This is a genomic window from Litchfieldia salsa (genome assembly GCF_900104555.1).
Taxonomy (GTDB): domain Bacteria; phylum Bacillota; class Bacilli; order Bacillales; family Bacillaceae_L; genus Litchfieldia; species Litchfieldia salsa.
The window spans coordinates 1-26,702 of record NZ_FNJU01000022.1 but is presented as its reverse complement, the minus strand read 5'-3'; the positions used below and the strand labels follow the sequence as shown (position 1 = coordinate 26,702).

Genomic DNA, 26,702 nt, shown 5'->3' with positions numbered 1-26,702 from the left:
AAAGCAAAGAGAAAGAAGGAATTATCAATTGATTGAAAACCATGACAATGAATTAGAAAAAGTCATTTTAGTTGGATGTCAGTTACAAAATGACGATGATATAAGATTTCAATATTCACTTGATGAGTTACAATCGCTAACTAAAACAGCGAAAGGTCAAGTGGTAATGACGGTTACACAAAAACGAGAAAAACGTCACGGTGCTACATATATTGGGAAAGGGAAGGTGGAGGAGCTATCCGCTTTAGAAAAAGAGCTAGATGCTGATGTGCTCATTTTTAATGATGAATTATCACCTAGTCAGATCCGAAATCTATCTTCTTTCTTTGATGCAAGAGTTATTGACCGAACACAATTAATATTAGATATTTTCGCTTCTAGAGCAAACTCAAAGGAAGGGAAATTGCAAGTAGAGTTAGCTCAATTACAATATTTGCTACCGAGACTTGGTGGGAAAGGGATTGAATTATCTCGTCTTGGTGCTGGAATTGGTACCCGTGGACCTGGGGAAACAAAGCTGGAAACAGATCGTCGTCATATAAACAGAAGAATTGATGATATTAAAACACAGCTTGAGGTTATCGTACAGCACCGTGAACGTTATCGTGAGCGTAGAAAAAAGAATAATACCTACCAGATAGCTTTAGTAGGTTATACAAATGCTGGGAAATCAACTTTATTTAATCGTTTAACAGAGGCAGAGTCGTTTGAAGAGAATCTTTTATTTGCAACGTTAGACCCAATGACTAGAAAAATGATTATGCCATGTGGATTAACAACACTATTAACAGATACTGTTGGGTTTATACAAGATTTACCGACAACATTAATTGCTGCTTTTAGATCAACACTTGAAGAAGTTAAAGAAGCAGATTTAATCTTACATGTTGTAGATGCATCCAATCCAGATTATTTCAACCATGAACAAACCGTATACAAACTTTTAAAAGAGTTAGAGGTTGATTCCATTCCAATGTTAACTCTTTATAATAAAAAAGATAAAGTGTTACCAGATTTTGTACCTTCGGCACAACATGACTCAATATTAGTGAGTGCGTTTGTTCCTGAAGACTTGCTAGGGGTGAAAACTCATATCGAGGATATAATGAAAGAGGAAATGAATGAATACAAGGTAACGATTCCGAATACTGAAGGAAAAATACTGGCGAGCCTAAAACAAGATACGATCTTGAAAGAATTAAAATATAACGAAGAAACAGATATGTATGAATGTAATGGCTTTATCATTCCTAGTCATACACTAACTGGTCAGCTTAGAGATTATCAAAAAGGGGAAACTGGACACAATGTTTAATGAGTTAGAATATGGAGCAGAACTTGATATTTTAGTAAATGAAATTGAACAAAGAATTGCTCTACAACACAAAATGATTGAAAATAGGATCGATAAAAATCAACTTAAAGTATTGAATAGCTTCAGAAAACATAAAGTAAGTGATACACATTTTACTCCATCAACAGGCTACGGGTATGACGATATTGGTCGTGATACACTTGAACAAATTTATGCAGATATATTTGGAGGCGAAGCTGGACTTGTTCGCCCCCAAATAATATCTGGAACACATGCAATTTCAATTGCATTGTTTGGCATACTAAGACCTGGCGATGAATTGTTATACATAACTGGTAAACCGTATGATACGCTGGAAGAGATCGTAGGCATTAGAGGAGAAGGAATTGGTTCCTTAAAAGAATTTAATATCGGATATCATTCAGTTGAATTGCGTAAAGACGGAAGTGTGGATTTTGACGCAGTTCGAAATGCGATTAATAGCAATACAAAAATGATTGGGATCCAACGGTCTAAAGGATATGCTACAAGGCCTTCTTTTACTGTCTCTGAAATTGAAGAGATGATTAATTTTGTCAAAGGGATCAATCCGGATTTAGTAACGTTTGTTGACAATTGTTATGGAGAATTTGTTGAAGAATTAGAGCCTTGTGATGTAGGTGCTGATTTAATTGCTGGTTCATTGATTAAAAATCCTGGTGGAGGACTTGCAAAAACAGGTGGTTATTTAGTAGGAAAAGAATCGGCGATTAAAGCTTGTTCTTACAGGCTTACCTCACCAGGAATTGGTGCTGAAGCGGGAGCTTCCTTATATAGTCTTCAAGAAATGTATCAAGGTTTGTTTCTAGCTCCACATATTGTAGGACAAGCCTTGAAAGGTGCTGTTTTTACTTCGGCTATACTAGATGAAGTTGGCTTTAATACATACCCTAAGTGGGATGTTTATAGAACGGATTTAATTCAATCTGTCCAATTCGATAATCGAGAATTGATGGTGGAATTTTGCCAAGCGATTCAATATAGTTCTCCAATCAATTCATACGTCAAGCCGTATCCTGCCTATATGCCAGGGTATAGTGATGATGTCATTATGGCTGCTGGAACATTTATTCAAGGTGCAAGTATCGAGTTGACAGCTGATGGTCCTTTAAGACCCCCTTATGTTGCTTATGTACAAGGTGGGCTTACCTACTCACATGTTAAAATAGCAATTTGTACTGCCATTAATGAATTATTAAAAAAAGATTTAATATCATTGAATAAAATTTAAAATTAATAAAAATTTAATGTAAGAAAAGATTACGCATGGTTGACACGTAATCTAACATGAGATAAAATTAAATCATTGCTACAAGAATTTAGAAAATAAACACAGTTTAGAGAAAAGGAGGAGCTGGCGTGACTGACAACAACATTAGACGTTCAATGCCATTATTTCCAATCAGCATTGTAATGCAATTAACAGAGTTGTCTGCTCGGCAAATCCGTTATTATGAAGAGAATAACTTAGTCTTTCCTGCTAGAACCGAAGGAAATAGACGACTCTTTTCTTTTAATGACGTTGACCGTCTTTTAGAGATAAGGGATTTGATTGAGGATGGCGTCAATTTAGCTGGTATTAAGCAGGTATTCGCTGTGAGAGAAGGCCAAAAGTTGACCGAAGATGCACCAAAAGCACCTGTTAAACAAGAATTATCTGATGAAGAATTAAGGAAGCTTTTAAAGGCTGAATTAATAGATGCAGGTAGATTTAACAGATCAAGCCTAAGACAGGGTGATATGTCGAGGTTTTTCCATTAGTTAGTAACCAATTAATCTATAAATAGTTTACATTAGGGGAGGAAGTAAATCATGCCAAGATTTTCAAAAGAAGATATTTTCCGTTTAGCAAAAGAAGAGAATGTTAAATACATTCGCTTACAGTTCACAGATATTTTAGGAACAATTAAAAACGTTGAAATTCCATCAAGTCAATTAGAAAAAGCTCTAGACAATAAAATGATGTTTGATGGTTCATCAATCGAGGGATTTGTTCGTATTGAAGAATCAGATATGTATTTATTCCCAGATGTTGATACATGGGTGGTATTCCCTTGGACTGCTGAAAAAGGGAAAGTTGCACGATTAATTTGTGATATTTACAATCCAGATGGAACACCTTTCGATGGAGATCCACGTAACAACTTAAAGCGTGTATTAAAAGAAATGGAAGAACTAGGATTTACAGATTTCAACCTTGGGCCTGAGCCAGAATTCTTCTTATTCAAGTTAGATGAAAAAGGCGAACCAACTCTTGAATTAAATGATAATGGTGGATATTTTGACTTAGCTCCAACTGACCTTGGTGAAAACTGCCGTCGTGATATCGTTTTAGAGCTTGAAGAAATGGGCTTTGAAATTGAAGCATCTCACCATGAAGTTGCTCCAGGACAGCATGAAATTGATTTCAAATATGCTGGTGCATTAAGAGCTTGTGATGATATCCAAACTTTTAAATTAGTTGTTAAAACAATTGCTCGTAAGCATGGTTTACATGCAACATTCATGCCAAAGCCATTATTCGGTGTAAATGGATCTGGAATGCACTGTAACTTATCATTATTTACTAATGGAGTAAATGCATTCTATGATACTAATTCAGAATTAGAATTAAGTGAAACAGCTAGACAATTTATCGCAGGTATCATTAAGCATGCTCCAAACTTTACTGCGGTAACGAACCCAACAGTTAACTCTTATAAGCGTCTTGTACCAGGATATGAAGCACCATGTTATGTAGCTTGGTCTGCTCGTAACAGAAGTCCATTAATTCGTATCCCAGCATCTCGCGGATTAAGCACTCGTGTTGAAGTTCGAAGTGTTGACCCTGCAGCTAATCCATACTTAGCAATGGCAGTTTTACTAGCATCAGGCTTGGATGGAATTAAGAACAAACTTCAAGCTCCAGCACCGATAGATCGTAATATCTATGTAATGAATAAAGAAGAGAGATTAGAAGCTGGTATCGTTGATCTACCTGCTACACTAGCTCAAGCATTAGATAGCTTTAAAACAGATGATGTTTTAATTGATGCTCTAGGAAGACATCTATTTGAACACTTCATCGAAGCGAAGGAAATTGAGTGGGATATGTTCCGTACTCAAGTCCACCCATGGGAGCGCGATCAGTACATGTCAATGTACTAAAATAAATAAAAAGTGTAAAACCGTTATGGTTTTACACTTTTTTTGTTTTGTTTTAATAGAGGGCGTCTATGAGATGAAACGTGTGGTCGTATTGATGAGATTGTTCAATAGAAGGTGTCTATGGACAAAACATGCGTTCGTATTGATAAGAATGTCCGATAGAAGGCGTCTATTGGACAAGACATGCGTTCGTATTGATAAGAATGTCCAATAGAAGGCGTCTATTGGACAAGACATGCGTTCGTATCGATGAGAATGTCCAATAGAAGGCGTCTATAGGACAAAACATGCGTTCGTATCGATGAGAATGTCCAATAGAAGGCGTCTATTGGATAAAACGTGCGTTCGTATCAAAGAGAATGTCCAATAGAAGGCGTCTATAAGACAAAACGCGTGTTCGTATCGATGAGAATGTCCAATAGAAAGCACCCACGAGACAAAAGTATGTTCGCGACGTTGAGATTCTTCAATAAAAGACCACCTCACCAAATACTCCTAACAAAATCAGTCATGTAATCCATTAAAACTACAATTAAAAAAAGCCTCAGGATTTATCCTCAAGCTTTTTTAAAACGATTTGATGGTTGTATAGAATGTTTGTTTATGAAACTAGTAAGTTTTCTTCTTTATAAAAATATGAGTCCGCTTTTAATGTACAGTTCTATATACACCGATTACTTTTCCGAGGATTGAAACATTTCTTAAGATGATAGGCTCCAGCATTGAATTTTCCGGTTGTAGTCTAATGTGATCTTTTTCTTTAAAGAATCTTTTTACTGTTGCTTCATCTTCTTCAGTCATTGCCACCACGATATCCCCATTATTTGCAGAGGGTTGTTGTTTAACAATGACAAGATCTCCATCTAGAATACCTGCTTCAATCATACTGTCCCCCATAATCTCTAGCATGAAAACATTATCATCAGGAGAAACAAATCTCTCAGGAAGAGGGAAGTATTCTTCAATATTTTCAAAAGCAGTGATTGGTAATCCTGCAGTTACTTTTCCGATGATAGGAACATTGACAACATTATTTTTAATGACACTTCCAGCTGTATCTACATCTAATATTTCAATTGCACGAGGTTTAGTAGGGTCACGTCTAATTAATCCTTTACTTTCGAGTCTCGACAAATGACCATGCACAGTTGAACTAGATGCTAGACCAACAGCTTCACCTATCTCTCTCACTGATGGCGGATATCCCTTATCTCGGACTTCGTCTTTTATGTAGTTTAATATATCTTGTTGCCTTTTTGAAAGCTTTGTCATTATTTCTAGCACCTCGAATCTAGTTATTTTTTAAAATTATAGCATGATTTACCTATTTGTACAAACATAAGTTCGAATTTCGCTTGACACAAAACATATGTTCGGTCTATAATGAATTACATAGAGTACGAACATACATTCTAATTTATTTGGAGGTCATTATGAAATTATCATTACAAGGCTTAACATACTATATTTTATTTTTTATATTAGTGATGGGATTTACATTTGCATTAACTACAAATGCAAGTGGAGAAAATGAAATAAATTATATCTCTATTACCTTATCTGAAGGTGATTCCCTCTGGAAAGTTAACGAAGCGTTTAAGGAATACCATCAACTTGAATTTTTTGAGTTTGTAAGTTGGATTGAGAATAAAAATAAAGTAAGATCAGAATCGTTAAAACCAGGAGATCAGTTAATTCTACCAATAAAGAAAGAGCATTATTCTAAGAACCTAACCGCAATTGCCTCTGGGGAATAAGAGGAATTTAAAATGAATAAAACAGCAATCATCTATACAAGGGTTAGTACCGAAAAGGATAGTCAGGCTAGCTCACTTAAAAGACAAAAAGAAGAGTTGCTTACCTTAGCTAAAACTCTTAATCTTCAAGTTAAATACGTAATCGAGGATAAAGTAAGTGGTTATGAAATTGAGAGGGATGGTATTTTAGAATTATTATCAATCATTAGAAATGAAAGTATTGATGCCATATTGATACAAGATGAAACAAGGTTAGGAAGAGGAAATGCCAAGATTGCCATTTTTAGGTGTATATATAAAGAGAACGTGAAAATTTATACGATTAGTGATCAAGGTGAATTACAACTTGGAGAATCTGATTCAATGGTGCTTAATATCGTTGCAATTGTTGAGGAATATCAAAGAAGACTACATAATGTAAAGATAAAGCGGGGTATGAGAAAGGCTATAGAAAATGGATATCGTCCAGAGAAAAACTTACCTCTGGTTGTCGAGGGAGCAGGTCGAATTCGAAAGGAAGTACCTATATCTGAAATCGTCGCTTTAAGAGGAAAAGGATTAACTTTTTTAGAAATCTCGTCTACACTAAGAGGTTTGGGGTATGATATATCGAAAGCAACTGTTCATAGAAGATATAAGGAACATATAGAAAATGATAGTTATGAAAGTTAAAAAACTTGATATTTGAATTTTTATTTAGTACCATTAAACATATTTTAAGTCATGTTTTGAAAGGAACTAAATCATGTTATCAAATGACAAGATCGCTCGAATTAATGAACTCTCAAGGAAGTCCAAAGGTGAAGGTTTAACGGCTGCTGAAAAAGAAGAACAAACAAAATTGCGTCAAGAGTATTTAAATGTTTTTAGAAGTTCTATGACAGATACACTTCATTCAGTAAAAGTTATTGACCCTAAAGGTAATGATGTAACACCTCAGAAGCTAAGAGATAGTAAAAATAAAAGGCTTCATTAAATTAATAGAGCAATTACAAGAATATTGAAAAAGAGAAGAACAGTAAAATGTACTTCTCTTTTTTTATTTCATTTCGACAAAACTAGTGTACTATTGCACCACTATCAGACAATTAAATTGTTCATTTTCCTTTATAATTAATGATAATTTAGGAATGATAGAGGTGCTTGAATGAGAAATTATCAAATCTACTTACTTGAAGAAGAGTTTGCGACCCATTATTTTGGTAGAGAATCAATTCTATATCATTTATTTCTTGATCACGAACTATCTACTCATCATGACAAAAAAAGTATTTTAAAAATGCAAATTGACTTTATTACAAGACCCATGCCTAATCTTAAGATAAATCAGATAATAGAATCATCTTTAAAGAAATACAAATCATATGATCAAAAAGATAGTACTCATTTTTTAAAGTTTCAATTACCCGAAAGTCGAGCAAAGGCTTCCATTTCTGAAAGATGTATTTTTCTTGAAGCTGAAGGAAATATGGAAGCTGAAACGATATTCTTTGAGTTATTAAGGAAGTTTGATTCATGTTTCTTGGCAATGGATTTTGAACATAACCGATATGGTTGGTTAAATCCTATTAAGGAGAGAAAATTTGTTTAAAAGAAGGAAATTTTCTTTCTTCTATTGTATAATACAATAGGGTTTAGTACACTGTAATGTAGACAACATGAAGGAGGAAATGAGTATGTGGTTATATGTTCTAGTAGGTGTTCTGGCATTGCTTGCTGGAGTGGCACTAGGGTTTTTCATCGCTCGTAAGTACATGATGAACTATTTAAAGAAAAATCCGCCTATTAACGAGCAAATGTTAAAAGTGATGATGATGCAAATGGGAATGAAACCTTCTCAAAAGAAAATCAATCAAATGCTTAAAGCCATGAATGGGCAGATGAAATAAATGTTGGACAGGCACTCAAATTAGAGTGTCTTTTTATTTTGAAAAATTTCATAGAAAAGTCGTATAATAGAAAAAAGTCACTCAAACGTTTGAGAGACTTTTAGTTTTATGTGAGGGTATTTATTATATTGGTTTAACAAGTGATCTAGTTCTTGACTATATTTAATTGAAAGAGAAGAACTTAGGCCGTTTTTTAGAGCGATTTCTATTAATTCTGCTCTTTTTCGTTCGATAATCCACAGCATTTCATCTTTAGACAATTTAAGCTATCCTTTCCATCGGTAGGCTATTAAATAATATTATATATGAGATTGGAAATTAATTCAAAGGAAATTATCTGGTAAGTGTAGGTGTTAGATATTATAGTTAATCTATTTAGTGCGAAGATTTAGTACAATATCAACTGAGTATGCTATCATATGAATATGTGTTAATTAATAATATATAGAGAGTATTTTTATAGGAGTTGTTTTAATGGAACTGAATCTCTTTTTAGCTTTCGGAGCAGGGTTTTTGTCTTTTATTTCACCATGTTGTCTCCCTTTATATCCTGCATTTTTGTCATACATTACAGGGGTTTCTGTAGGAGAACTAAAATCAGATCAAAGGATGCTTCAAAGAAGAAGTGTTTTTCATACAATCTTTTTTCTGATTGGATTCTCTTTAATTTTTGTTGCGATAGGGTTTAGTGCTTCTTTTTTAGGTAATTTCTTTTGGGACTACAAGGATTTAATTCGTCAGTTAGGTGCGGTTTTAATCATCTTTTTTGGGTTTGTTATTGTAGGGGTGTTAAAGCCAGAATTCCTAATGAAAGAGAAAAAAATCCAATTTAGACATAGACCTTCTGGATATTTAGGTTCAAGTTTTATAGGTATGGCTTTTGCGGCGGGATGGACACCTTGTACAGGACCTATTCTTTCATCTGTTATTTTATTAGCGGCTTCTAACCCTAATTCTGCAATGCTTTATATGCTTGCTTATGTTATTGGGTTTGCTATACCATTTTTTGTATTGTCCTTTTTTATTGGTAAGTTGCAATGGATTAAGAAGCATAGTCTAAGAATAATGAAAGTTGGCGGTTATATCATGATCTTTATGGGAGTTGTGTTATTCTTTGATTGGATGACAAAGATCACGGTATATTTAACAAGTCTGTATGGTGGGTTTACGGGGTTTTAATTAATCTATATTATTTATATGAGTAAAGTAGGAATTCTGATATAATAAAAAATGGACACTTTGCGTTAATTAGTAAGTAATTGTAGGAGGTCGCATAATGTCAAGAATACTTATTGTAGATGATGCAAAATTTATGCGCATGACACTATCAACGATTTTACTTAAGGCTGATTATGAAGTTGTTGGAGAAGCAGAAAATGGGAAAGACGCAATCCAGCTTTATAAACAATTAAAACCAGATTTAGTTACTATGGATATTACAATGCCTGAAATGAATGGAATAGAAGCATTAAAAGAAATTATACTTAATGATCATGATGCAAAGGTGATCATGTGTTCAGCAATGGGACAGCAAAAAATGATTGTTGAGTCGATTGAAGCAGGGGCAAAAGATTTTATCTTAAAACCTTTTGATGAAAATAGAGTTTTAGAAGCGATTAAAAGAGTTATGAGCTAATTTAACAATAGAGATAGTGGGGATCGATTTGATAGTTGCTTCTTCAATTATTGCGGTAATGATGGGATTTTTAGTTTTAATAATAAGAATCCGTGCTAATAAAAGACCAATAAATGCAAAGAAAATACTACTTCCTCCACTGTTTATGAGTACAGGATCTTTGATGTTTTTACATCCAATGTTTCGTGTTTCTTCTGTGCAGGTAATCGAATCAATTGCAGTAGGGATCGTTTTTTCAGTCTTACTTATTAAAACTTCATCATTTGAGATCAAAAATATGGATATATACTTAAAACGCTCAAAAGCGTTTATTTATATTTTAGTTTCACTATTAATTATAAGAGTAATAGCAAAGTCAGTTTTAAGTACTTCAATTAATTATGGTGAATTAAGTGGGATGTTTTGGATTTTAGCATTTGGGATGATTGTTCCCTGGAGAGCGGCAATGTTTATGCAGTATAAGAAGATAAGGCGAGAATTAAGCAATGCTTAGTATGATTGAATTTTTCAAAAGAAGGTGGACAAAATTTTTTTGTCCACCTTCTTTTGTAGCAGGACTACAAGAATAGTTGTTTATATGGATTTATATCGATTTGTTTTTCTTTTAATTTCTTTAAAAGAAATTTATGATCACGTTTTGGTGTTGCACTTATATATCCTCTTACCAACAAATCTTGAGTAATTTTGGGAGCATTTTCTTTGATGGCAAGCTCTCCAATCTTCCCTGCGATTTTTTGCCTGGCAACATCTCTGAATAGTTCAGGAACAGGACTAACTAATTCTTCTAGTAATTGTTTTTGTTCAGTGTTCCACATGTTTTTTGATTGCTCAATATAAAACTCTTGCCAATCTAATTCTGATTTACCATCTTCTTTAGGAAACCTCTTTAGAAATTTACGGAACATAAAGAAACCACCGATAAACATCATGGTAACTAGGAACACAACCCAAAATAAAATAAACCAAAGAAACCAACCACTTAATGTCGTCAAATTATTCACCCCACAATTTAGACCAATACTATCATTATACATGATAGTACAATGATAGAAAACCAATCCTTTTGTTATCGATTTATTGAATGGATTATTCAGTAGAGTGGAGTAGATAATTAATCGTATCTTTATCAGATTTACAAGGATATGTGAATTCGTGCTTATATTCTTCAGGTCCTTTTCCGGTAATTAATAGTAGGTCATTATTTCTAGCATTTCTCCAAGCGTATTCAATTGCTAGAGTTCTGTCAGGTATAATTTTCAACCTATCCCCGATTCTTGATGCTAACATCTTCATTTCCTTGATCATCTCTTCATAAGGTTCATTATTTAAATCATCCATTGTTAGTATAATAAAATCACTATATTTTGAAGAGACAGAAAGCATTGCTTCTCTTTTTGTACGATCTCTATTGCCTCTAAATCCGAAAATATGAAATAGACGTGAAGGATGCTGTTGTTTAGCGGTTTTTAAACAATAATCTAAACCATCTGGGGTGTGTGCATAATCAACAACCACATTAGGACTCTGATCAAATTTATATGTTTCAAACCTTCCGGGTACACCAGGAAAGGTTAACATTGCTTTGTTAATATCTTTATAATTGATATGTAGCCTTCGTCCAACTGAATAAGCTCCTAATGCGTTCCATACATTATGTAATCCAGGCATTGGTGAAGAAAAGTCTACTTTTTCTCGACGATCCCGAATTAAACAATGATCCTCAGCTTGATTCCATTCAATAAGCTCGAGGTCATCATTTTCTTTATGACCAAACGTGAAGAGACTATAACCAGATTGTTGTAGTTTGTGTTTTAGAACCTCACCCCAGCGACTATATGTCCCGATAATCGCTTCTCCTCTAGGTTTTAACAGTGTAAATAATTTGCTTTTTACATCAAAGTAAGTTTCTATATCTGGGTGATAATCAAGATGATCTTGACTAAGATTGGTGAACATACCTATGTCAAATTGTATACCACTTACTCTTTCTTGATGTAAGCCATGTGAAGATACTTCCATAACTATAACTTCATCGTTACTTTCCATTATTAATTGTTGTAAAAGGAGTGGATCAGGTGTTGTTTGATTTGAAATAAACTCTCGATCATTAATAATATGCTTAACAGTACCAATTAAACTACAAGAGATACCTTGTTTTTCTAGAATATGACGGATTAGGTAAGAGGTCGTTGTTTTGCCATTTGTACCAGTTATGCCAATCATAATTGGTCGTTTCCAGGGATGTTTGTAAAATGAGCTGGCTGCTTTTGCTAGTGCAAGGCGACTGTTAGTAGTCCTATAATAGGGTATATTCAAATCAGTTAGTTCTTTTTCTCCTATAATGGCTGAAGCGCCTTGTTCAATTGCTTGAAATATGAATTTATGACCATCTATTGATGTTCCTTCAATGGCGATAAACAAATTTCCTGGTTTGATTTCACGAGAATCAAATTGTATACCGGAAAATTCATCTTCCATTAATTTTTCCAAAGATATTAGTTTCTTTGAGAGTGACTCTTCTAGCTGCATTAAAAAAACTCCTTTTATAAAAAAATTGCACATTTATCTACCCTCAATAGTATGGTTAGAATCGTTTTTCACTTAGTACAATTAGTTTGCAATCCTTTTTAAGTTTTCCCAGAGATAGTCACTTCTAGACAAAGTCAAACATAAAAGTGTATTGAGCTGTTCTAGCCTGGTAAGGATATATATTAAATAGGCATCAGGTGGTTTATAGGAGGCTTAACACATGTCATCATGGTTAATTTTTTCACTACTGGCAGCAATTTTTGCTGCAATGGTAAGTATATTTGGAAAAATTGGTTTGCAGGATATTGATGCAAATACGGCAACAGCCATTAGGGCAATCATTATGGCCATTTTTTTAGTGGGAGTAGTTGCTTTTGAAGGAAATTTGAATAAGGTGCCATCCATTCTTGCAAATAAAAAAACATTTTTATTTATTTTTTTAAGTGGAATTGCTGGGGCTTCTTCATGGTTATTTTATTTCATGGCATTAAAACTTGGACGAGTTTCACAGGTTGCACCTATAGATAAACTTAGTGTAGTCATTGCAACAGTTGTTGCTATTATCTTTCTTGGAGAAAAAATAAGTTTATTAAATGGAGTTGGTGTTGCTCTTATTGCTATAGGTGTAGTTTTAACGGCATTATAACCCTAATTTACCTGAATTAAATAGTAGCTAATTTCTAACTTTAAGATATAATTAATGTTTAACTAACAATGAGCAATAAAAAAGAAATGAGAGATTAATGTGAGTAAAAGATATAATAATGTAATGGAAGAACTTGTAGAGACATTGGTGACAGTTCAGATGCTAGGACCTGATTTTCAAGTTTTTTGTAAATGTGAGAAATGTAGAACAGATATAATTGCTTTAAGTTTAAATAGTTTACCTAATCACTATGTGACAACTGAGGAAGGTAGACAAAATGTTTTTGAACGCCTAAATACAAAAGAGAATTTAAAATGGATAAACAAGAGAATTGTCAGTGCCATCTATTTAGTTGGAAAGTATCCTAATCATGAGGATCAAGAAAAATAGGTGTTTTACTCTCAAAAGACCCACCCGCCTTTAATTTTGGCGTGTGGGTCTTTTGCTATTATAATTGAAAAGTTAGATAGACGGTACAAAAGTAGTAGAGGGAGAATACTCACCAGGTATGATGATAATTGGTCTTAAGAATTGTATATAGGATGGATGAATCGGTTCTACATTGGGAAAGTAATACCAAGTGTTTATTAGTGGATCAAATTGGGTTGAGTAATTAATGTTGGAATAATACATAAAGCTCTCTCCTATCTTGATTTAGTATTATATCATACGTAATAAGGGGATGAATTGACTGGATTAATAAGTATAAAGTATTTATGTTAGACAACAATTGCCTTTTACGTATTATAGGAATATAAAACCAGCCTGTTGGAAAACTAAATTAAAAGTAGTTCACAGGAGGTAGTATGTTGGACAGTAAGCAGCAACAATATTTTGATAAATTAACTTCAATCCAAGAAAATCTAACGAAGGAGACAGTGGAGTATTGGAAGGTGTATTCTGACTTTTCAACTTGGCAGTTTTGGTTTATTCTTATCATGTTAGTGGGCCCTTTAATTCTATTGTTTTTTACCATAGATCGTAAAATGATTTTTCGTATCGGTTTTTTTGGATTTTCAGTGCATATATTATTTGCCTATATAGAGTCATTTGGAATTAGATATGGTTTTTGGGGCTATCCGTATCAGGTTTTACCATTTCTCCCAAGCTTTTCGTTAGATGCTTCCGTTATTCCAATCGTTAGTATGTTAGTTTATCAATGGACAATTAATCATAATAAAAGCTTTTTTCTGTATTCTGTAATTACTGCTATCATATTTGGCTTTGGTTTCAAACCATTGTTAGTGAGCATCAATCTGTTTCAAAAAGATGACTGGGTTAATTATTTTCTTATTTTTTTACTTTATTTAATTTTGTTCCAATTAGCATATTTAATGACCAAGTTATTTTTAGTTCTACATAAAAAAGGTGAGAATAATCAATAAGTTTTTCACTCCTGTCCAAGCATGTTTCATTTTCTTTTCATATAATATATAGAGGTGATGATATATTATGGTGAAAATCTTTATTGATCCAGGTCATGGAGGAACTGATTCAGGCGCTGTTGGTAATGGACTCCAGGAGAAAGATCTTACGTTGCAAATAGCGATTCTTCTTAGAAATATCTTACTAAATGAATTTGAAGATGTAGAACTACAGTTAAGCAGAACATCTGATCAGACTGTTAGTTTAAATCAAAGAACCAATGCTGCTAATAATTGGAATGCAGATTATTATCTTTCGATTCATGTGAATGCGGGTGGAGGAACTGGGTTTGAAAGCTATATCTATCCTGGTGTAGGAGCACCCACAACAACCTACCGAGATCAAATCCATGATGAAATCTTAGCACAAGTTGATTTTTCAAATCGTGGGCAAAAGACCGCAAATTTTCATGTCTTGAGAGAAACAGTAATGTCAGCGTTATTAACTGAAAATGGCTTTGTTGACCGTACAGAGGATGCAGAGAAATTAAAATCCTCAAGTTTTTTAAGCCAAATAGCCAGAGGCCATGCTAATGGATTAGAAGTAGCCTTCAATTTAACAAGGAAACCCACCACTCTTTATAAAGTACAGATCGGTGCATTCAGTGAAAAGTCGAATGCTGACCAACTAGCAAATGAGGCGAAGTCTAAGGGCTTTGAAACAATTACTTTATTAAGAGATAGCTTATATAAGGTGCAAATAGGAGCATTCGCTTCAAAAGAAAATGCTGAACAATTGGAAACTAGAGCAAGAAATGAAGGGTTTGAAGTGATTGTCTACCAAGAATAGTGTGGGAAGTTGAAGGAGGGCTTATAAAGTTCTCTTTTTTTTGCATAAAAACCATAATACCGAAACGAAAGTACTACTATATTCATAGAGAATAATGAGTAGGAACTATAGAGAAATGAAAAGAGGAGATTGAATGAACGGTGCAACAGCTGTTTTTTTTATGGAGATCCAAGAAATTCAAAAGTTAAATGAAGGATTAGTCTCGAAGGCTTACTATATTGAAGATGTTCTAGATAATTTAGTACAAGTGTCGGTTCCTATTTCGTGGATTGATGGAGAATTTTATGAGGAGACAGACTTCCTAGGGATTGCTGGAGTGAATTTGAAGAAATGGGTATCTTGAATAATGACTAAAAGACAATTTCACAGTTAATAAGTTTTGGAGGGGAGTATGAAATTCTTTAAACAAGTAAGTAAATTCTTTGGCTTTTATAAGTTAAAAGAGAGAATATATAGTGAGGATAATTAAGGGGTTTCAGAAGTAGAAAGAAATTACTTAATCCGTATTAAACGGCAAAATCCATTTGGTATCTTGTCAATGTTTATGGGTGGGTATCCTTTGCATTTGGTCCGATGTATGTTGCTTTTCCCATTATAACCATTATTTTTTGCTTCTTAACTTATGGGACCTTTGATAGGGAAAAAGAAGATAATCCATGGACATTTTTTATTGGTTTTTGTTTGGGATTAATAGGATTATATATGAATGTACGAGGATTACTTCATGATTTAATTGTATAACAATACCTCATCAACGAGATGTCTTCGATAATTAATTTAAATCTTACCTCCTTTCATTTTAATTTTTCAATTGGTTATTAGTATATAATTTTTTATATTAAGAATAAATTTAGAGAAACGGCTGCCAAAGTAGGCAGCCGTTTTTCTTTATAATTCCTGCTCAACTGATGGGACATTATTATAATTGTAATTTGGGTTTTTATGGTAATATAAAATATAAAGGAGGATATAAATGAGAAAATGGTACTTATTAATCTTTTTAGTATTTTTCATAATAACTGGCTGCTCCTCTCTTGATGTTAATCATGTGGAACGAATTGATTTAACTTATTGGGAAAACCATAGTGGTGTAAAACCAGAGGATGAATTTATTGATAATGAAAATACACTTAAAATGTTTGTTGAAACAGTCAACAATGCTAAGGAGTTAGATGGACAGATTATAAAGACTGAACCTTTACTATCATTTACATTAGGTTTAAAGGATGATAAATACAAACATTATCACTTTTGGATTAATGAGCATGGTGAAGGATATATTCAAAGACTCTTACCAGATAAAAACGGCACGTTCAAAATAGATGAGAAATCAGTAGTGAAACTTCAAAATTTCTTTAAAGGAAAAGAAGATGTAAATTTACTATCCAATAAAATAGAGTTCGAGAATAATAATTAACAAAAGTGAATTCCTATCGAGATAATAGAGACATAAGTATGCTTTCAGGTTGCAACAATGAAAAGGTAAAAGAAGAGCAAAAAAAATAGATGGGAACAAATGTCACAAGAAGAGACTTAAGTTCTAATATCATTTGTACCTAAGCAAATTAATGAAGATGATTCACCTTTTCTATTATCAAACAAGCTGGTATAAACGAACATATAAAGTGGTACCTTCTTAAACCGGTAGCAATCTCTAAGGAAGGGGCGAGAAATATATTTCAGGAAAGTATTAAATTTCCGTTAACATTTTTTGCAGTATCAGTTATTTGGCAGTTAATTGTTAAACAAGAGGTTCAGTGGATTGATAATATAGGGATATCTCTTATAATGTTCTTAATTTTTTTTCTTTATAATTGGTCAAAGAAACATTTTAAGTAGAAGGGAAAAGTGATGAATAGTAAATCCTACAATGATTTATTCCCACTAAAGGTCAGCTTGTTTTATCGAATCATTACCAAAGACATTTAATTCGTAGTAGACAATAAAGCGAAATAAAAATAACCACAAAAGTGAGTGGTTATTTGTTTTTAATTGATTCTAGTAAATTCGTTACCCTCATGTGATGAAAAACAGTCATAACAATTATGATTAAGCTAAAAAATGAGGATAATATCGTGCTAAACATTAATCGTTGAACAATATTTCGATTAAACATTCGTATCATTCCTATCTATATGGGATGTATATTGGTTATTATTTATTGAATCACATGAAATATACGGAAAAGCACTAGTCGCTTTTAATTAACAGGTCAGTAAATTTCAAAATTACTATAAAAAAAGGGGTATTTATTTGAAGAAAGTTACATTGATGTGCATTTTGTTTTGTATTGTTCTTTATATATCAGCATGTAACACAGAAGAGACAATTAAAGAAGAAAAATGGGAAGATAATAGCCCGACTTTTACTAATGAATATGGTGAAATGTTTGGAAAAGAAGGGAGTATTGGAATTATTGGTTCTAAAACTATTACAGAAAATGGACAAAAGTGGATGTGGCATTTTTGGGGGACTGAAGATATTTCCTACAAAGAATGGGAAGTAAAGGCGTTAAAGCAAGGTGAAGAAGAATCAATTTACCCTATAAAAAACAAAGATGTAGAAATATCTCCTCGTGGGGATGAAATAAACGGTCATGCACGTTCTTCGGTTTTGTTTCCATCATCAGGACTATGGAAGTTAAAGGTTTATATTGATGGAGAATTTTATGATGAAATTATTGTAGATATAAATCAAGAGTAAACCATCTTATTTTAGTAACGGCTGCTCCGATTGTTGAACAATAGTTATCACCCTCTTCATCTATAGGTGCAATTTTCTTCCAACCTAAATCTAATGCCACAAGATAATGATTAGACGTTCCGTTGGTTCAATACCCATCTTCAGCAAGTTTTATTTCAAGAAGGGATTAATAGAATTAGTAAGATTATAAAGTAGATTGGAGTATATTTATGAAAAAAGTAGTTATAGCAGGAGGAACAGGCTTCATTGGTGAATATTTTCATGAAAAATTTGAGGAACTAGGATATGAGGTATCTATCATATCAAGGCAAAAACAACATATTTCTTGGGAAGATCAAATAGGGATTATTGAGGCATTAGAGGATAGTGAACTTCTTATTAATCTTGCTGGAAAATCTGTGAATTGTAGATACAATGAAGCAAATAAGAAGGAAATTATGAATTCAAGGATTAGGACCACTACAATTCTTGGAGAGTCTATACAGGCATGTAATAATCCACCTAAGATTTGGATGAATTCCAGTACGGCAACCATTTATCGACACGCAGAGGATCGTCCGATGACAGAGGAAAAGGGAGAGATTGGTTCTGGATTCTCTGTTAATGTTGCAACAAATTGGGAGAGAACATTCTTTTCCTTTGACTTACCAAAAACGAGACAAATCGCATTACGCATAGCTATTGTATTAGGTAAAAACGGCGGAGTAATCATACCTTATCGAAATTTAGTGAAATTTGGACTAGGAGGTTTTCAGGGAACGGGAAATCAAAAGTTTAGTTGGATACATGTCGAAGACTTGTTTCAAATCGTTCTCTTTTTGAAAGATAAAGAAGATTTATGTGGTGTTTTTAACTGCTCTTCACCACAACCTGTTAGTAATCGTAAATTGATGCAAGAACTAAGAAAAACTATGAATGTTCCATTCGGTATACCCTCACCCAAATGGATGTTGGAGATAGGCTCACTGCTAATTAAAACTGAAACAGAATTGGTATTAAAAAGTCGGTGGGTTCTTCCAGAACGGCTAGAACGTGAAGGTTACACGTTTACCTTTGGAACTCTTGATAAGACCTTGCAAGACATTCTGTAAATTGAGATGTTGAAGTAACAAGAAGAAGCTTATAGAAAGCTCATGGTTAATATTGTTTTCTATTAATTAAATAGGCATTCCTTAAATAAGGTCTGCTGCTTTTTTACGTCAACCAAAAGGAAATTAATGTTAAAATTTATGGGGCAGGTTACTTTTAGATCAATTGAAAAATTATGGTAATCTTATTTTAGGTCTATAACTATACAAGGTGGTAATTATATGAATAAGATATTCGTTGTTTGGATAATAATCTGTGCATTTTTAATAGGTTGTTCAAGTATTATTGAGACAGAACCAACTCCAGTCCATCCGTTATTTTCCGCTGATAAAAACAAGTATTCCTTATTGATGTTAGGTGAAACGGAAATGGAAGATTATCATAAATGGTTAGGAGAGAACGGAATAAGTAATGTTGAGACAATTCATGGTCGGACTTCATTAGAAAAAATAAATGAAGAATACAAGTTCTTAGAATTGGAGAAGTCTCCAGCATATGCTGTATTCGATACTAAGGATGTTGTGTTTAAATCGTATAGCGAGAAAGCATTGATTGAATTTTTAAGAGAGAATAATCCAAACAGGTAAACACTGCATTGTCTTATTGAAAAAACGGAAGGCAAGAGTTGAATAGTAGTAGCGGAGCCATTTTGATCATCCTTTTCGTTCCTCTCATATGAAGTTAGTTTGGTCACTTCCTATCATAAGAGAGGTTAATAGAATTGGGAATCTTTAAAATGAGTTAGAGTATTGTACTATTTTTTATTTAAATAAATTAATTTGGTTTTTTTTCTCCAATATTTGAATAGGTTCGTCTCTTTTGTAAGATTATTTTTATTTACCTTATAATCTTTTAATAGATCGTAATTCCAGTTTAATACTTTTAGAGGAGTAGAAAGGCTATTAAATAAATGCCGAATGTAATAAAATGTAGATTCATCATATTCTAACTTGGTCTCTCCTTCAGCAAAATGGCGACCAAGGAAATAGGCTGTCATATACTCATTCCAATTGGTATAGGATTGTTGAGCTTTTTGGGCAGCTTTAATCATTATTTCTAAGGCATAATCTTTATCTATGTGTCCAAGTGCTCTACCTATTCTACAAAAGTAAATACTCCATGCAATGTCAAACGCAGCTATTCCTGATGGGCGAATTTTGTAAATTCCTAAGGCTACAAAAATCATTTTGTGATAATCCAAGTGTTCCTTATTACTCTCGATATATGCTGAACGTGCGTTTAATGATAAGACAGACAAACGTCTTCTTATTTGATTAAATTCATGTTGATAACCTTCTGTTATATGCCAGTCTATCTTTTTTTTCAATTCATAGTTATTGTGAATATCCCACCTCTTCAACTCTTTTTTCAAAGAACGCCTTCTTAGCCATATGTCTCTAATTGGTGCAAATTCATGGTGGGTATAAAACGCACTGTAACCTACATAACTTTTGACACAAATTGAAGAAAGACAACGCAGATATAAATTTAGAGCATTTGTTGATTTTTGTTCTACTGGTTTGGAATTCATTTGGCTATTTCTTAACATTAGTCTTTCTACCTTAGATTGTTTTATAACCTCCCAAGTTACTGGTACAAACAGGATTGCTGTAATAATTAACGGTAATGATGTAAAGATCTCTAATAAAAAAAATAGTAATAGATAAATCCAATTTCTAGCAATAAACATTAACGTTAGCCACCAACAAAAATTTAAGATAAGGGTTTTGTGTGAAGCCGTATGAGGATCACTTCCTATTCCACCTAGTGCAGGGTAATATGATTGATCTAGATACATTCCTTCTTCCAATACAAACTCATCTAAATCCTCGAAATCCTCTAAATCATCTAAAACATCTAAAGTTAGATCAAAATAATGCCGAGCTTCTTTAACATTACCTAATTGATAATGACATTTTCCTATTAGCGAAAGTGCTTCTTCATTCTTAGATTCACTCGATAAAAGATTCTCACAATCCTTGATGACCTTTTCATATTGACCACTCCGATATTGAATTTGGGCACGAAAAATGAATGAATCGAAATCCATTGGATTATGGATAAGGGCATTTGTGAAAGAATCCTGTGCACTAATTTCGTCAGCTTGTTGGAGATGAAAAACACCATACATTCTTAACAAATCCGGATCCTCAGCATACAGTTCAAATGCTTTTTCAAAGAAGCCTTTCGCTACCTCTAAATTTCCTTCCATAAGATGATTAAGGATCTCTTCACGTAATTTGAGATATTCATCATAATTAAAATGGTCCATCTCTTTGAAAAAATAATAACTCATTTCTTTAGACCCACTGATTTGATGAAGTAAATATTCTGCAAATTCTTGATTAAATTGTTCGCTAATTAGATTTGTTTGATTACTCCAATCAAATATATTGTCAAATAGAAGCCAGACACTGTGCGGAAGATAGTGATAATTTTCAAAGAAAGAAAGTAATGAATACTGTAGGTCTGACTTTTGATTTACATCCCAAACTAATTCTGAGTTTAAAAGAGTGATCCAGTTCTCTTCTTGAATACGGGAAAAGAAGTCATTATAGAGTGTTTCTACATCTTTCATAAAGACTTGTAGCTGATGATTACCATCTCTTTTTGATTGCTGTTCAGTCATATCGTCTTGCTGTGAAATAAGAAAATGAATTTCTTCTTGTTCAGATTCAAAGGCGCTATATGTTTGAACCTGTTTTGCTTGCCAGAGTGAAGTTTCATAAGCCTCTCTAAGTCTCTGATATCCTTCAGGATCGTTCTCTGGGTGGTAGATTTTTAGTTTTTTAGCATAAGATTTCTTAATGAGAGATACATCCTTAGTAGGATCAATCCCCAGCATCCTCCAGTTTTCCATCAATAATGTGTCCACCCTTCAATCTCTTTTAGTTTAGTTTTAAACTCTAACGTGGCCTTCTTAATCTCTTTTTCATTTTGTGTGGCAAGAACACGTTCGAAGTTGTGGATAATCGATTCAACAAACATTCGTTTTTCTCCTATTGTTTCCTCATAAATGCGTTCTCCTCTTGCTAAAAGAAGTCTATTCTCTGTACGATCTCTTGGGTGGATTTTGATATCTTTTAACCTTTCAAATTGTGCCTCTATTTCTTTCTTACTCAGATTTCCTGATTTATTTTGAATAACTGTTCTTTTTCTTTCACCTGTAGAAAGGCTTGTGACTTCGACTTCAAGAATTCCATTGATATCGTATGTGTATCTTACATCTATTGCTTCTGTACCTGCTTTTGCAGGGGGAACTTTTATATTCAATTCTCCAAGTTTTACATTATTTTCCACAAGACGACTTTCGCCCTGAAAAATACTAACATTAAGCACTCTCTGATTATCACTTACAGTTATTAGTCTCTCTACTCGGCTATATGGTATCGGTGTATTGCGTTCAATAATTGGGAAGAAATATCCATCTTCTAGCTTTCCATCTCCCATATCGTTGACTACTTCCGTCCCTAAAGTAAAAGGACATACATCCGTTAACACAAAATCTTCTAATGCCTTGTTTCTTTGTTTCAATGCACCTTGAATGGCTGTTCCTAAAGCCACAGATTCATCTGGATTAATATTTGTGTAAGGCATTCTTCCAAACATTTTTACTATGGATGACTTAATAATTGGCATCTTGGTTGCACCACCAATTAGAATAACTGCATCTAAATCATTCGTTGATAAAGAAGCATCCCTGAGAGCACGTTCGATAGGATGACGTAAACGTACTGTGAGAGGATATACAATTCTCTCAAACTCAGATTTATTAAGATTTATCTTGTATGAAACTTCATTAATAACAACCTTCATTGTGCCAGTGTTTCCTATACTTAATTCATATTTACACTGTTCTGCTTGTTTATATAAGGTTGATTGTGCTTTAGGGTCAAGAGAATCTTTATCTATTTCATGCAATTTACAAAAATGTAAAACTAATAGATTCGTGAAATCTTCGCCACCAAGAAAATTGTCACCCGCTATTGATTTTACGTTCATAACCCCTTCAAAAAGTTCCATTACAGACACGTCAAAGGTTCCACCGCCCAAATCAAAAACAAGAAACTGTGTTTCCTCCTCTTTTTGATGGATGCCATAGGAGAGTGCTGCAGCAGTTGGTTCATTAATAAGCCTATCAACCACTAGGCCAGCCATTTCAGCGGCTCTCTTAGTTGCTTTTCTTTGGGTATCATTGAAATATGCAGGAACACTAATCACAGCTTCTTTCACTGTTTTACCCAAATATACCTCTGCATCTTCTTTCAGCGTCCTAATGATAAATGAAGAAAGCTCTTCAGGTAAGAAAGTATATTTTCCAAGGTTATATTTTTTTGCTGTTCCCATGTATCGCTTAAATGTGGAGGCAGTTACTAGAGGATGCGTAATTAGGCGTTCCTTAGCAATTTGTCCAACTAAGATTTCTCCATTACTATCAATGCTCACTACTGAAGGTGTAAGGTGTTCTCCTAGTATGTTTGGAATCAAAATAGCTTCTCCATCCATCCAACAGGTTGCAAGACTATTTGTTGTTCCTAAATCAATTCCTATTATTGTCATAAAAATCCCTCCATCTATTACTTGAATTTTACATTATTTCAGTTGATGTTAGAATAGTCAGTTATAGAAAAGTTTTTTTAATAGTATCTGTTTGTTTATATTTAGATAAAACGAAAACATATAGATAAAAACACCAACCAGCTAACAATGCTTTCTAATGTCATTTTTAAATCCATGTGATAAAGTAGGAGTGGATAAAATAGAGCAGAATTATTCCTATTATACTAAACTGGGTTCACCAATATTTTTCACTCAAAAGATTAATAACATCAGATATATTAAAATTAAACATGACAAATAACCTTCCCTATATTTTAATGGGAAGGTTTTAATGTATATAGGTAGATATTTTTAAAAGCTATGCCTTGGAAAGTATCTGTTTACTTGAAGAGTTATTGAGAAATTATGGTAAACTTAGTTTATAGATTATATGGTAGGGATGCAATGAAGCAAAGCAAAGACTAATTTAAATGCTTATTATCGTTTGCTTTTTGGAAGGCTGTTAGAGTTTTACTCAGACGACAAAACTAACACCAGTTCATCCGTTATTTTGCCATAAAAAAGTTAGTTTAGGTGCATTTTTAATATGATAAATAAACGAAGTAATCAATATGTGGCACAGGAGAGAGTCATTTGAACAATAAAAGATTAATTTCAATATAGTCTAATTTTAATATTAATTTTGGCGGGTTTGTTTGTATATCAAGAAGTCACGGATGAAACTTATAAAGGAATGTCAATTATCCCTGAACAACACGAGGATATTCCTGTTTTTAGTGGGTTAGAACCACTAGAGTTAATTACATAATGGAAGGTGATCATTTGACAGATATATATGATTACTATATGAGCGAACTTCCTAAACAGGGATGGCAATTAAAATATAATGATTCTGACCTTAATGATACTGATTTACATAATGATTGGTCTGGATTCGATTCTGGATGGAGAAAAGAGGGAATTGACGGTGTATTATCACTTGCAGCCTACTATAATAAGTCCGAAGAGCAGACTGAGGTAAAGTTTGATAAGTTTCCAATTTTTATGAGTTCATCGTGGATAGAGGATATCCCAGAGGAGATTTGTATTTATAAGGAAGATTCAGATGGTGAATGTTTAGAAGTAAGAGATAAATCTAGAATTAGTGAGATTGTAGGATTTATCAATAATGAAGCATACGATTATAAAGAAGATATACTCCCCAGAAGCGAAACAAGTTTAATTGATTTTGGCAGTATAAAGGTCAAGGTTCTTTATGAAGATGAGAAGACAGTTTACTTTCAATCTAAAAAAGGAGTTAAAGAATCTAAACCAGATCCTGGTTTTTTAGAATTATTGAAAATAAATTAAAGCATAGTAGTGGAACTCCATAACGCTAGTTAACATTATATAGTTTTGACTCACTCTTCAGTTATGGATAATTTAAAACAGAATCCAATTTATATGTAGTGTTATTGATATGTAATGGGGGAGACATATGAGTATCGTTCAGATTTTATTTTTATTATTATTATGGGGTTTACCAATTTTCATTTTTTTTAATATGTATTTAAAACAAGATAAACAAGAACAAGAGGAGTTTATAAAAGGGTTAAAAAGTCCATCGTTTTTATTTGTTGATGGGTCTAGAGTTATAGGTATGGGATTATTCTTTTCAGGCATGATTACTTCAATAATGTTAATCCAACATATAGGAGCATTTATGTTGTTTTTTGGTTGGTTTGCTGGAGGTATTGAAATTTGGGGAAGTAGTGTTAAGAGAGGTATTATTGTATTATCATTTGGAGTTATTGGAGCAGCCACTTATTATTATATTACCGTATTTCATTTTAAGAGTATTTGGAAAAAGGATAATTAATAGTTTTAAAAAAAAGGAATTAATATATTTGGGGGTTTTTTATGAAAAGATTGATGATAATTGGTCAAATGTTATTATTGGTGATTGCATTTATAGGGTGTTCTCCTACCCAAGATAACCATTTGAAGTATGATGTTCTTATCATACAAGGAGATGAAAATATTAGTGGGAAATTTGGAGAATTTGGTAGTAGTGAGTATCCAATCCATCAGATTGAATATATTACTAACTTGGAGCTAGCAAAAGAAAAGTATCCAAAATATGAGATTAAAAAAGTCCCAGCCGTCTTTATCTTTGAAACTGCCGGTGGAGAAATGAAAAAGTTGAAATTAGAAACATATGATGTTGATCAAGCTATTGAATTCCTAAAAGAATCTAAAAAATAATTACTTAATTAAAGTCAATGTAAGCGAATGTTTAAGCTCAAGAGTTTTTTCAGGCTCATTTGTTATTGAACTAACGAGCAGGATAGTTCAACAAGAAGATAAGCAGCTAGTAATTAAAGTAGGGGGTTTCAAGTGTTGTTAAATCATTCTACATATAAGACCATTATTAAAAATATGAAAGAAACGTGGGATATTCCCACTCCGATTTGGTATCCCTTATATGAAACTAAAAGAAGTGACGTTATATCTTTTTACCTAATTGACGAGCCGAAAGTAATTAAGGAATTTCTTGTAGTTATTAAAAGAATCCTAGTAAGCTATGAAGTAGATCATATCTACAAATTAGGTGAACAGGAACTTGGATTTGTTCTAGAAATACTCAGCCCTTCTGAACTTATTTTTACAAAACAACATTTTATTGAGGATAGCTTTTGGTGTGATAACTCACTAAAGTGGATTATTTATACATGTCATGATGGATATATAACAATCGGTGGTTCTCAATTTATTTGTGAACTGAAAGGAACATGGACTAACTGGGAAGTTTATAAATCCTTTTAAAGACTTAATTGCACTAAAGGAGAAGTTTAATTTAAGAACGAAATGTTATTATAAAGGTAAATATAAATTGAGGTGCAAGGTAATGAACACTATTTTAGAGGACTTTTTAGAGTTAAAAGAAATTTTGAATTCCTTTAATGGTCTTGAAAAAGAATATAATTGGCTGCTAACCGATTTAGACTGGTCTTATCCTGATAACTACCTCGATTACTTTATGGATTATCGTATTTATGACGATAGTAGTCACTGTCGCAATAATTATTTAATAACAGGAGAAAACCTTAACAAACTTGCAAATATGAAAGAAGTTTATTTTATCTGGGGAGTATTTTCTGCAATAGAAAAAAATGAAATTGTTGATTTGGATACTATT

At 33.1% G+C, this 26,702-nt stretch carries 32 protein-coding genes and 1 pseudogene; 26 read left to right on the top strand and 7 right to left on the bottom strand.

Annotated features, from left to right (window positions below; genetic code table 11):
• The first annotated feature begins 31 nt into the window (after nt 1-31).
• From hflX to glnA, 4 genes are all read left to right on the top strand, one after another.
• A complete protein-coding gene (gene hflX, locus BLQ56_RS22440; protein ID WP_090859791.1) occupies nt 32-1,315 on the top strand; it encodes a GTPase HflX in 1,284 nt (427 codons plus the stop codon).
• Nucleotides 1,308-2,585 carry a methionine gamma-lyase family protein gene (locus BLQ56_RS22435; RefSeq protein ID WP_090859767.1) on the top strand — a complete coding sequence of 426 codons (1,278 nt, stop codon included), beginning with the start codon at nt 1,308-1,310 and terminating at the stop codon, nt 2,583-2,585. Before hflX ends, BLQ56_RS22435 begins: the two co-directional genes overlap by 8 nt.
• A gap of 155 nt (nt 2,586-2,740) precedes the next feature.
• On the top strand, nt 2,741-3,115 hold the full coding sequence (locus BLQ56_RS22430; protein ID WP_090859788.1) for a MerR family transcriptional regulator: 375 nt from the start codon (nt 2,741-2,743) through the stop codon (nt 3,113-3,115).
• Nucleotides 3,116-3,166: 51 nt separating this feature from the next.
• The gene (gene glnA / locus BLQ56_RS22425) at nt 3,167-4,501 is read left to right on the top strand and encodes a type I glutamate--ammonia ligase (RefSeq protein ID WP_090859765.1); all 1,335 of its coding nucleotides are present in this window, start codon (nt 3,167-3,169) and stop codon (nt 4,499-4,501) included.
• 648 nt (nt 4,502-5,149) lie between these two features.
• Here the strand turns inward: glnA and lexA are convergent.
• A complete protein-coding gene (gene lexA / locus BLQ56_RS22420) occupies nt 5,150-5,773 on the bottom strand; it encodes a transcriptional repressor LexA (protein WP_090859763.1) in 624 nt (207 codons plus the stop codon).
• A 161-nt stretch (nt 5,774-5,934) separates the two neighbouring features.
• Between lexA and yneA the strand changes: the two genes are divergently transcribed.
• From yneA to BLQ56_RS22395, 5 genes are all read left to right on the top strand, one after another.
• Nucleotides 5,935-6,258, top strand: coding sequence for a cell division suppressor protein YneA (gene yneA, locus BLQ56_RS22415; RefSeq protein ID WP_090859760.1), 324 nt, complete (start codon nt 5,935-5,937; stop codon nt 6,256-6,258).
• A gap of 12 nt (nt 6,259-6,270) precedes the next feature.
• Nucleotides 6,271-6,930 carry a YneB family resolvase-like protein gene (locus BLQ56_RS22410; protein ID WP_090859758.1) on the top strand — a complete coding sequence of 220 codons (660 nt, stop codon included), beginning with the start codon at nt 6,271-6,273 and terminating at the stop codon, nt 6,928-6,930.
• Between the two features lie 73 nt (nt 6,931-7,003).
• Nucleotides 7,004-7,234: a DUF896 domain-containing protein gene (locus BLQ56_RS22405; protein WP_090859756.1), complete on the top strand. Its 231-nt coding sequence runs from the start codon at nt 7,004-7,006 to the stop codon at nt 7,232-7,234.
• 171 nt (nt 7,235-7,405) lie between these two features.
• Nucleotides 7,406-7,849: a sporulation inhibitor of replication protein SirA gene (gene sirA, locus BLQ56_RS22400; protein ID WP_090859754.1), complete on the top strand. Its 444-nt coding sequence runs from the start codon at nt 7,406-7,408 to the stop codon at nt 7,847-7,849.
• A 79-nt stretch (nt 7,850-7,928) separates the two neighbouring features.
• Nucleotides 7,929-8,147: a YneF family protein gene (locus BLQ56_RS22395; protein ID WP_090859752.1), complete on the top strand. Its 219-nt coding sequence runs from the start codon at nt 7,929-7,931 to the stop codon at nt 8,145-8,147.
• 77 nt (nt 8,148-8,224) lie between these two features.
• Here the strand turns inward: BLQ56_RS22395 and BLQ56_RS22390 are convergent, their stop codons facing one another.
• Nucleotides 8,225-8,407, bottom strand: coding sequence for an aspartyl-phosphate phosphatase Spo0E family protein (locus BLQ56_RS22390; RefSeq protein WP_090859750.1), 183 nt, complete (start codon nt 8,405-8,407; stop codon nt 8,225-8,227).
• A 214-nt stretch (nt 8,408-8,621) separates the two neighbouring features.
• Between BLQ56_RS22390 and BLQ56_RS22385 the strand changes: the two genes are divergently transcribed.
• From BLQ56_RS22385 to BLQ56_RS22375, 3 genes are all read left to right on the top strand, one after another.
• Complete coding sequence (locus tag BLQ56_RS22385) at nt 8,622-9,326, top strand: cytochrome c biogenesis CcdA family protein (protein ID WP_090859748.1); 705 nt, start codon at nt 8,622-8,624, stop codon at nt 9,324-9,326.
• 97 nt (nt 9,327-9,423) lie between these two features.
• Nucleotides 9,424-9,783 (top strand): response regulator, encoded by a 360-nt coding sequence (locus tag BLQ56_RS22380; protein WP_090859746.1) that lies wholly within the window; start codon nt 9,424-9,426, stop codon nt 9,781-9,783.
• A 22-nt stretch (nt 9,784-9,805) separates the two neighbouring features.
• Complete coding sequence (locus BLQ56_RS22375; RefSeq protein WP_274380258.1) at nt 9,806-10,276, top strand: CcdC family protein; 471 nt, start codon at nt 9,806-9,808, stop codon at nt 10,274-10,276.
• A 64-nt stretch (nt 10,277-10,340) separates the two neighbouring features.
• Here the strand turns inward: BLQ56_RS22375 and BLQ56_RS22370 are convergent, their stop codons facing one another.
• Entirely contained in the window at nt 10,341-10,775 is a 435-nt protein-coding gene (locus BLQ56_RS22370) for a DUF2621 family protein (protein ID WP_274380257.1), read from the bottom strand.
• A gap of 94 nt (nt 10,776-10,869) precedes the next feature.
• On the bottom strand, nt 10,870-12,312 hold the full coding sequence (locus tag BLQ56_RS22365; RefSeq protein ID WP_175490428.1) for a UDP-N-acetylmuramoyl-L-alanyl-D-glutamate--2,6-diaminopimelate ligase: 1,443 nt from the start codon (nt 12,310-12,312) through the stop codon (nt 10,870-10,872).
• Between the two features lie 220 nt (nt 12,313-12,532).
• Between BLQ56_RS22365 and BLQ56_RS22360 the strand changes: the two genes are divergently transcribed.
• Nucleotides 12,533-12,958 (top strand): EamA family transporter, encoded by a 426-nt coding sequence (locus tag BLQ56_RS22360; RefSeq protein ID WP_090859738.1) that lies wholly within the window; start codon nt 12,533-12,535, stop codon nt 12,956-12,958.
• Between the two features lie 99 nt (nt 12,959-13,057).
• Nucleotides 13,058-13,348 (top strand): late competence development ComFB family protein, encoded by a 291-nt coding sequence (locus BLQ56_RS22355; protein ID WP_238457353.1) that lies wholly within the window; start codon nt 13,058-13,060, stop codon nt 13,346-13,348.
• A gap of 72 nt (nt 13,349-13,420) precedes the next feature.
• On the opposite strand, the gene BLQ56_RS23715 is transcribed toward BLQ56_RS22355, so the two are convergent.
• Nucleotides 13,421-13,591 carry a hypothetical protein gene (locus BLQ56_RS23715; RefSeq protein WP_175490427.1) on the bottom strand — a complete coding sequence of 57 codons (171 nt, stop codon included), beginning with the start codon at nt 13,589-13,591 and terminating at the stop codon, nt 13,421-13,423.
• Nucleotides 13,592-13,767: 176 nt separating this feature from the next.
• Between BLQ56_RS23715 and BLQ56_RS22350 the strand changes: the two genes are divergently transcribed.
• The 7 genes from BLQ56_RS22350 (at nt 13,768) to BLQ56_RS22315 (ending at nt 19,551) form a co-directional block, all read left to right on the top strand.
• A complete protein-coding gene (locus BLQ56_RS22350; protein ID WP_090859736.1) occupies nt 13,768-14,343 on the top strand; it encodes a CBO0543 family protein in 576 nt (191 codons plus the stop codon).
• Between the two features lie 67 nt (nt 14,344-14,410).
• The gene (locus BLQ56_RS22345) at nt 14,411-15,172 is read left to right on the top strand and encodes an N-acetylmuramoyl-L-alanine amidase (protein ID WP_090859734.1); all 762 of its coding nucleotides are present in this window, start codon (nt 14,411-14,413) and stop codon (nt 15,170-15,172) included.
• A 133-nt stretch (nt 15,173-15,305) separates the two neighbouring features.
• Nucleotides 15,306-15,515 (top strand): hypothetical protein, encoded by a 210-nt coding sequence (locus BLQ56_RS22340; RefSeq protein ID WP_090859732.1) that lies wholly within the window; start codon nt 15,306-15,308, stop codon nt 15,513-15,515.
• 630 nt (nt 15,516-16,145) lie between these two features.
• Nucleotides 16,146-16,589 (top strand): YhfM domain-containing protein, encoded by a 444-nt coding sequence (locus BLQ56_RS22330; protein WP_090859729.1) that lies wholly within the window; start codon nt 16,146-16,148, stop codon nt 16,587-16,589.
• 836 nt (nt 16,590-17,425) lie between these two features.
• Nucleotides 17,426-17,875, top strand: coding sequence for a DUF4871 domain-containing protein (locus BLQ56_RS22325; protein WP_238457352.1), 450 nt, complete (start codon nt 17,426-17,428; stop codon nt 17,873-17,875).
• Nucleotides 17,876-18,084: 209 nt separating this feature from the next.
• A complete protein-coding gene (locus BLQ56_RS22320; RefSeq protein WP_090859727.1) occupies nt 18,085-18,966 on the top strand; it encodes a TIGR01777 family oxidoreductase in 882 nt (293 codons plus the stop codon).
• 219 nt (nt 18,967-19,185) lie between these two features.
• Nucleotides 19,186-19,551, top strand: a complete 366-nt coding sequence (locus BLQ56_RS22315) for a hypothetical protein (RefSeq protein ID WP_090859725.1) — start codon at nt 19,186-19,188, stop codon at nt 19,549-19,551.
• Between the two features lie 167 nt (nt 19,552-19,718).
• On the opposite strand, the gene BLQ56_RS22310 is transcribed toward BLQ56_RS22315, so the two are convergent.
• Nucleotides 19,719-21,824 (bottom strand): DUF1266 domain-containing protein, encoded by a 2,106-nt coding sequence (locus BLQ56_RS22310; protein WP_090859723.1) that lies wholly within the window; start codon nt 21,822-21,824, stop codon nt 19,719-19,721.
• The gene (locus tag BLQ56_RS22305) at nt 21,824-23,524 is read right to left on the bottom strand and encodes a molecular chaperone HscC (RefSeq protein ID WP_090859721.1); all 1,701 of its coding nucleotides are present in this window, start codon (nt 23,522-23,524) and stop codon (nt 21,824-21,826) included. Before BLQ56_RS22305 ends, BLQ56_RS22310 begins: the two co-directional genes overlap by 1 nt.
• A gap of 822 nt (nt 23,525-24,346) precedes the next feature.
• Here BLQ56_RS22305 and BLQ56_RS22300 point away from each other — a divergent pair.
• The 5 genes and pseudogenes from BLQ56_RS22300 to BLQ56_RS22280 form a co-directional block, all read left to right on the top strand.
• On the top strand, nt 24,347-24,874 hold the full coding sequence (locus tag BLQ56_RS22300; protein ID WP_139163143.1) for a hypothetical protein: 528 nt from the start codon (nt 24,347-24,349) through the stop codon (nt 24,872-24,874).
• A gap of 127 nt (nt 24,875-25,001) precedes the next feature.
• Nucleotides 25,002-25,382, top strand: coding sequence for a hypothetical protein (locus BLQ56_RS22295; RefSeq protein WP_090859717.1), 381 nt, complete (start codon nt 25,002-25,004; stop codon nt 25,380-25,382).
• 41 nt (nt 25,383-25,423) lie between these two features.
• Nucleotides 25,424-25,768 carry a hypothetical protein gene (locus BLQ56_RS22290; RefSeq protein WP_090859715.1) on the top strand — a complete coding sequence of 115 codons (345 nt, stop codon included), beginning with the start codon at nt 25,424-25,426 and terminating at the stop codon, nt 25,766-25,768.
• 135 nt (nt 25,769-25,903) lie between these two features.
• The gene (locus tag BLQ56_RS22285; protein ID WP_090859712.1) at nt 25,904-26,329 is read left to right on the top strand and encodes a CCP domain-containing protein; all 426 of its coding nucleotides are present in this window, start codon (nt 25,904-25,906) and stop codon (nt 26,327-26,329) included.
• 82 nt (nt 26,330-26,411) lie between these two features.
• A pseudogene (locus BLQ56_RS22280) lies at nt 26,412-26,702 on the top strand (hypothetical protein); the annotation flags it as partial.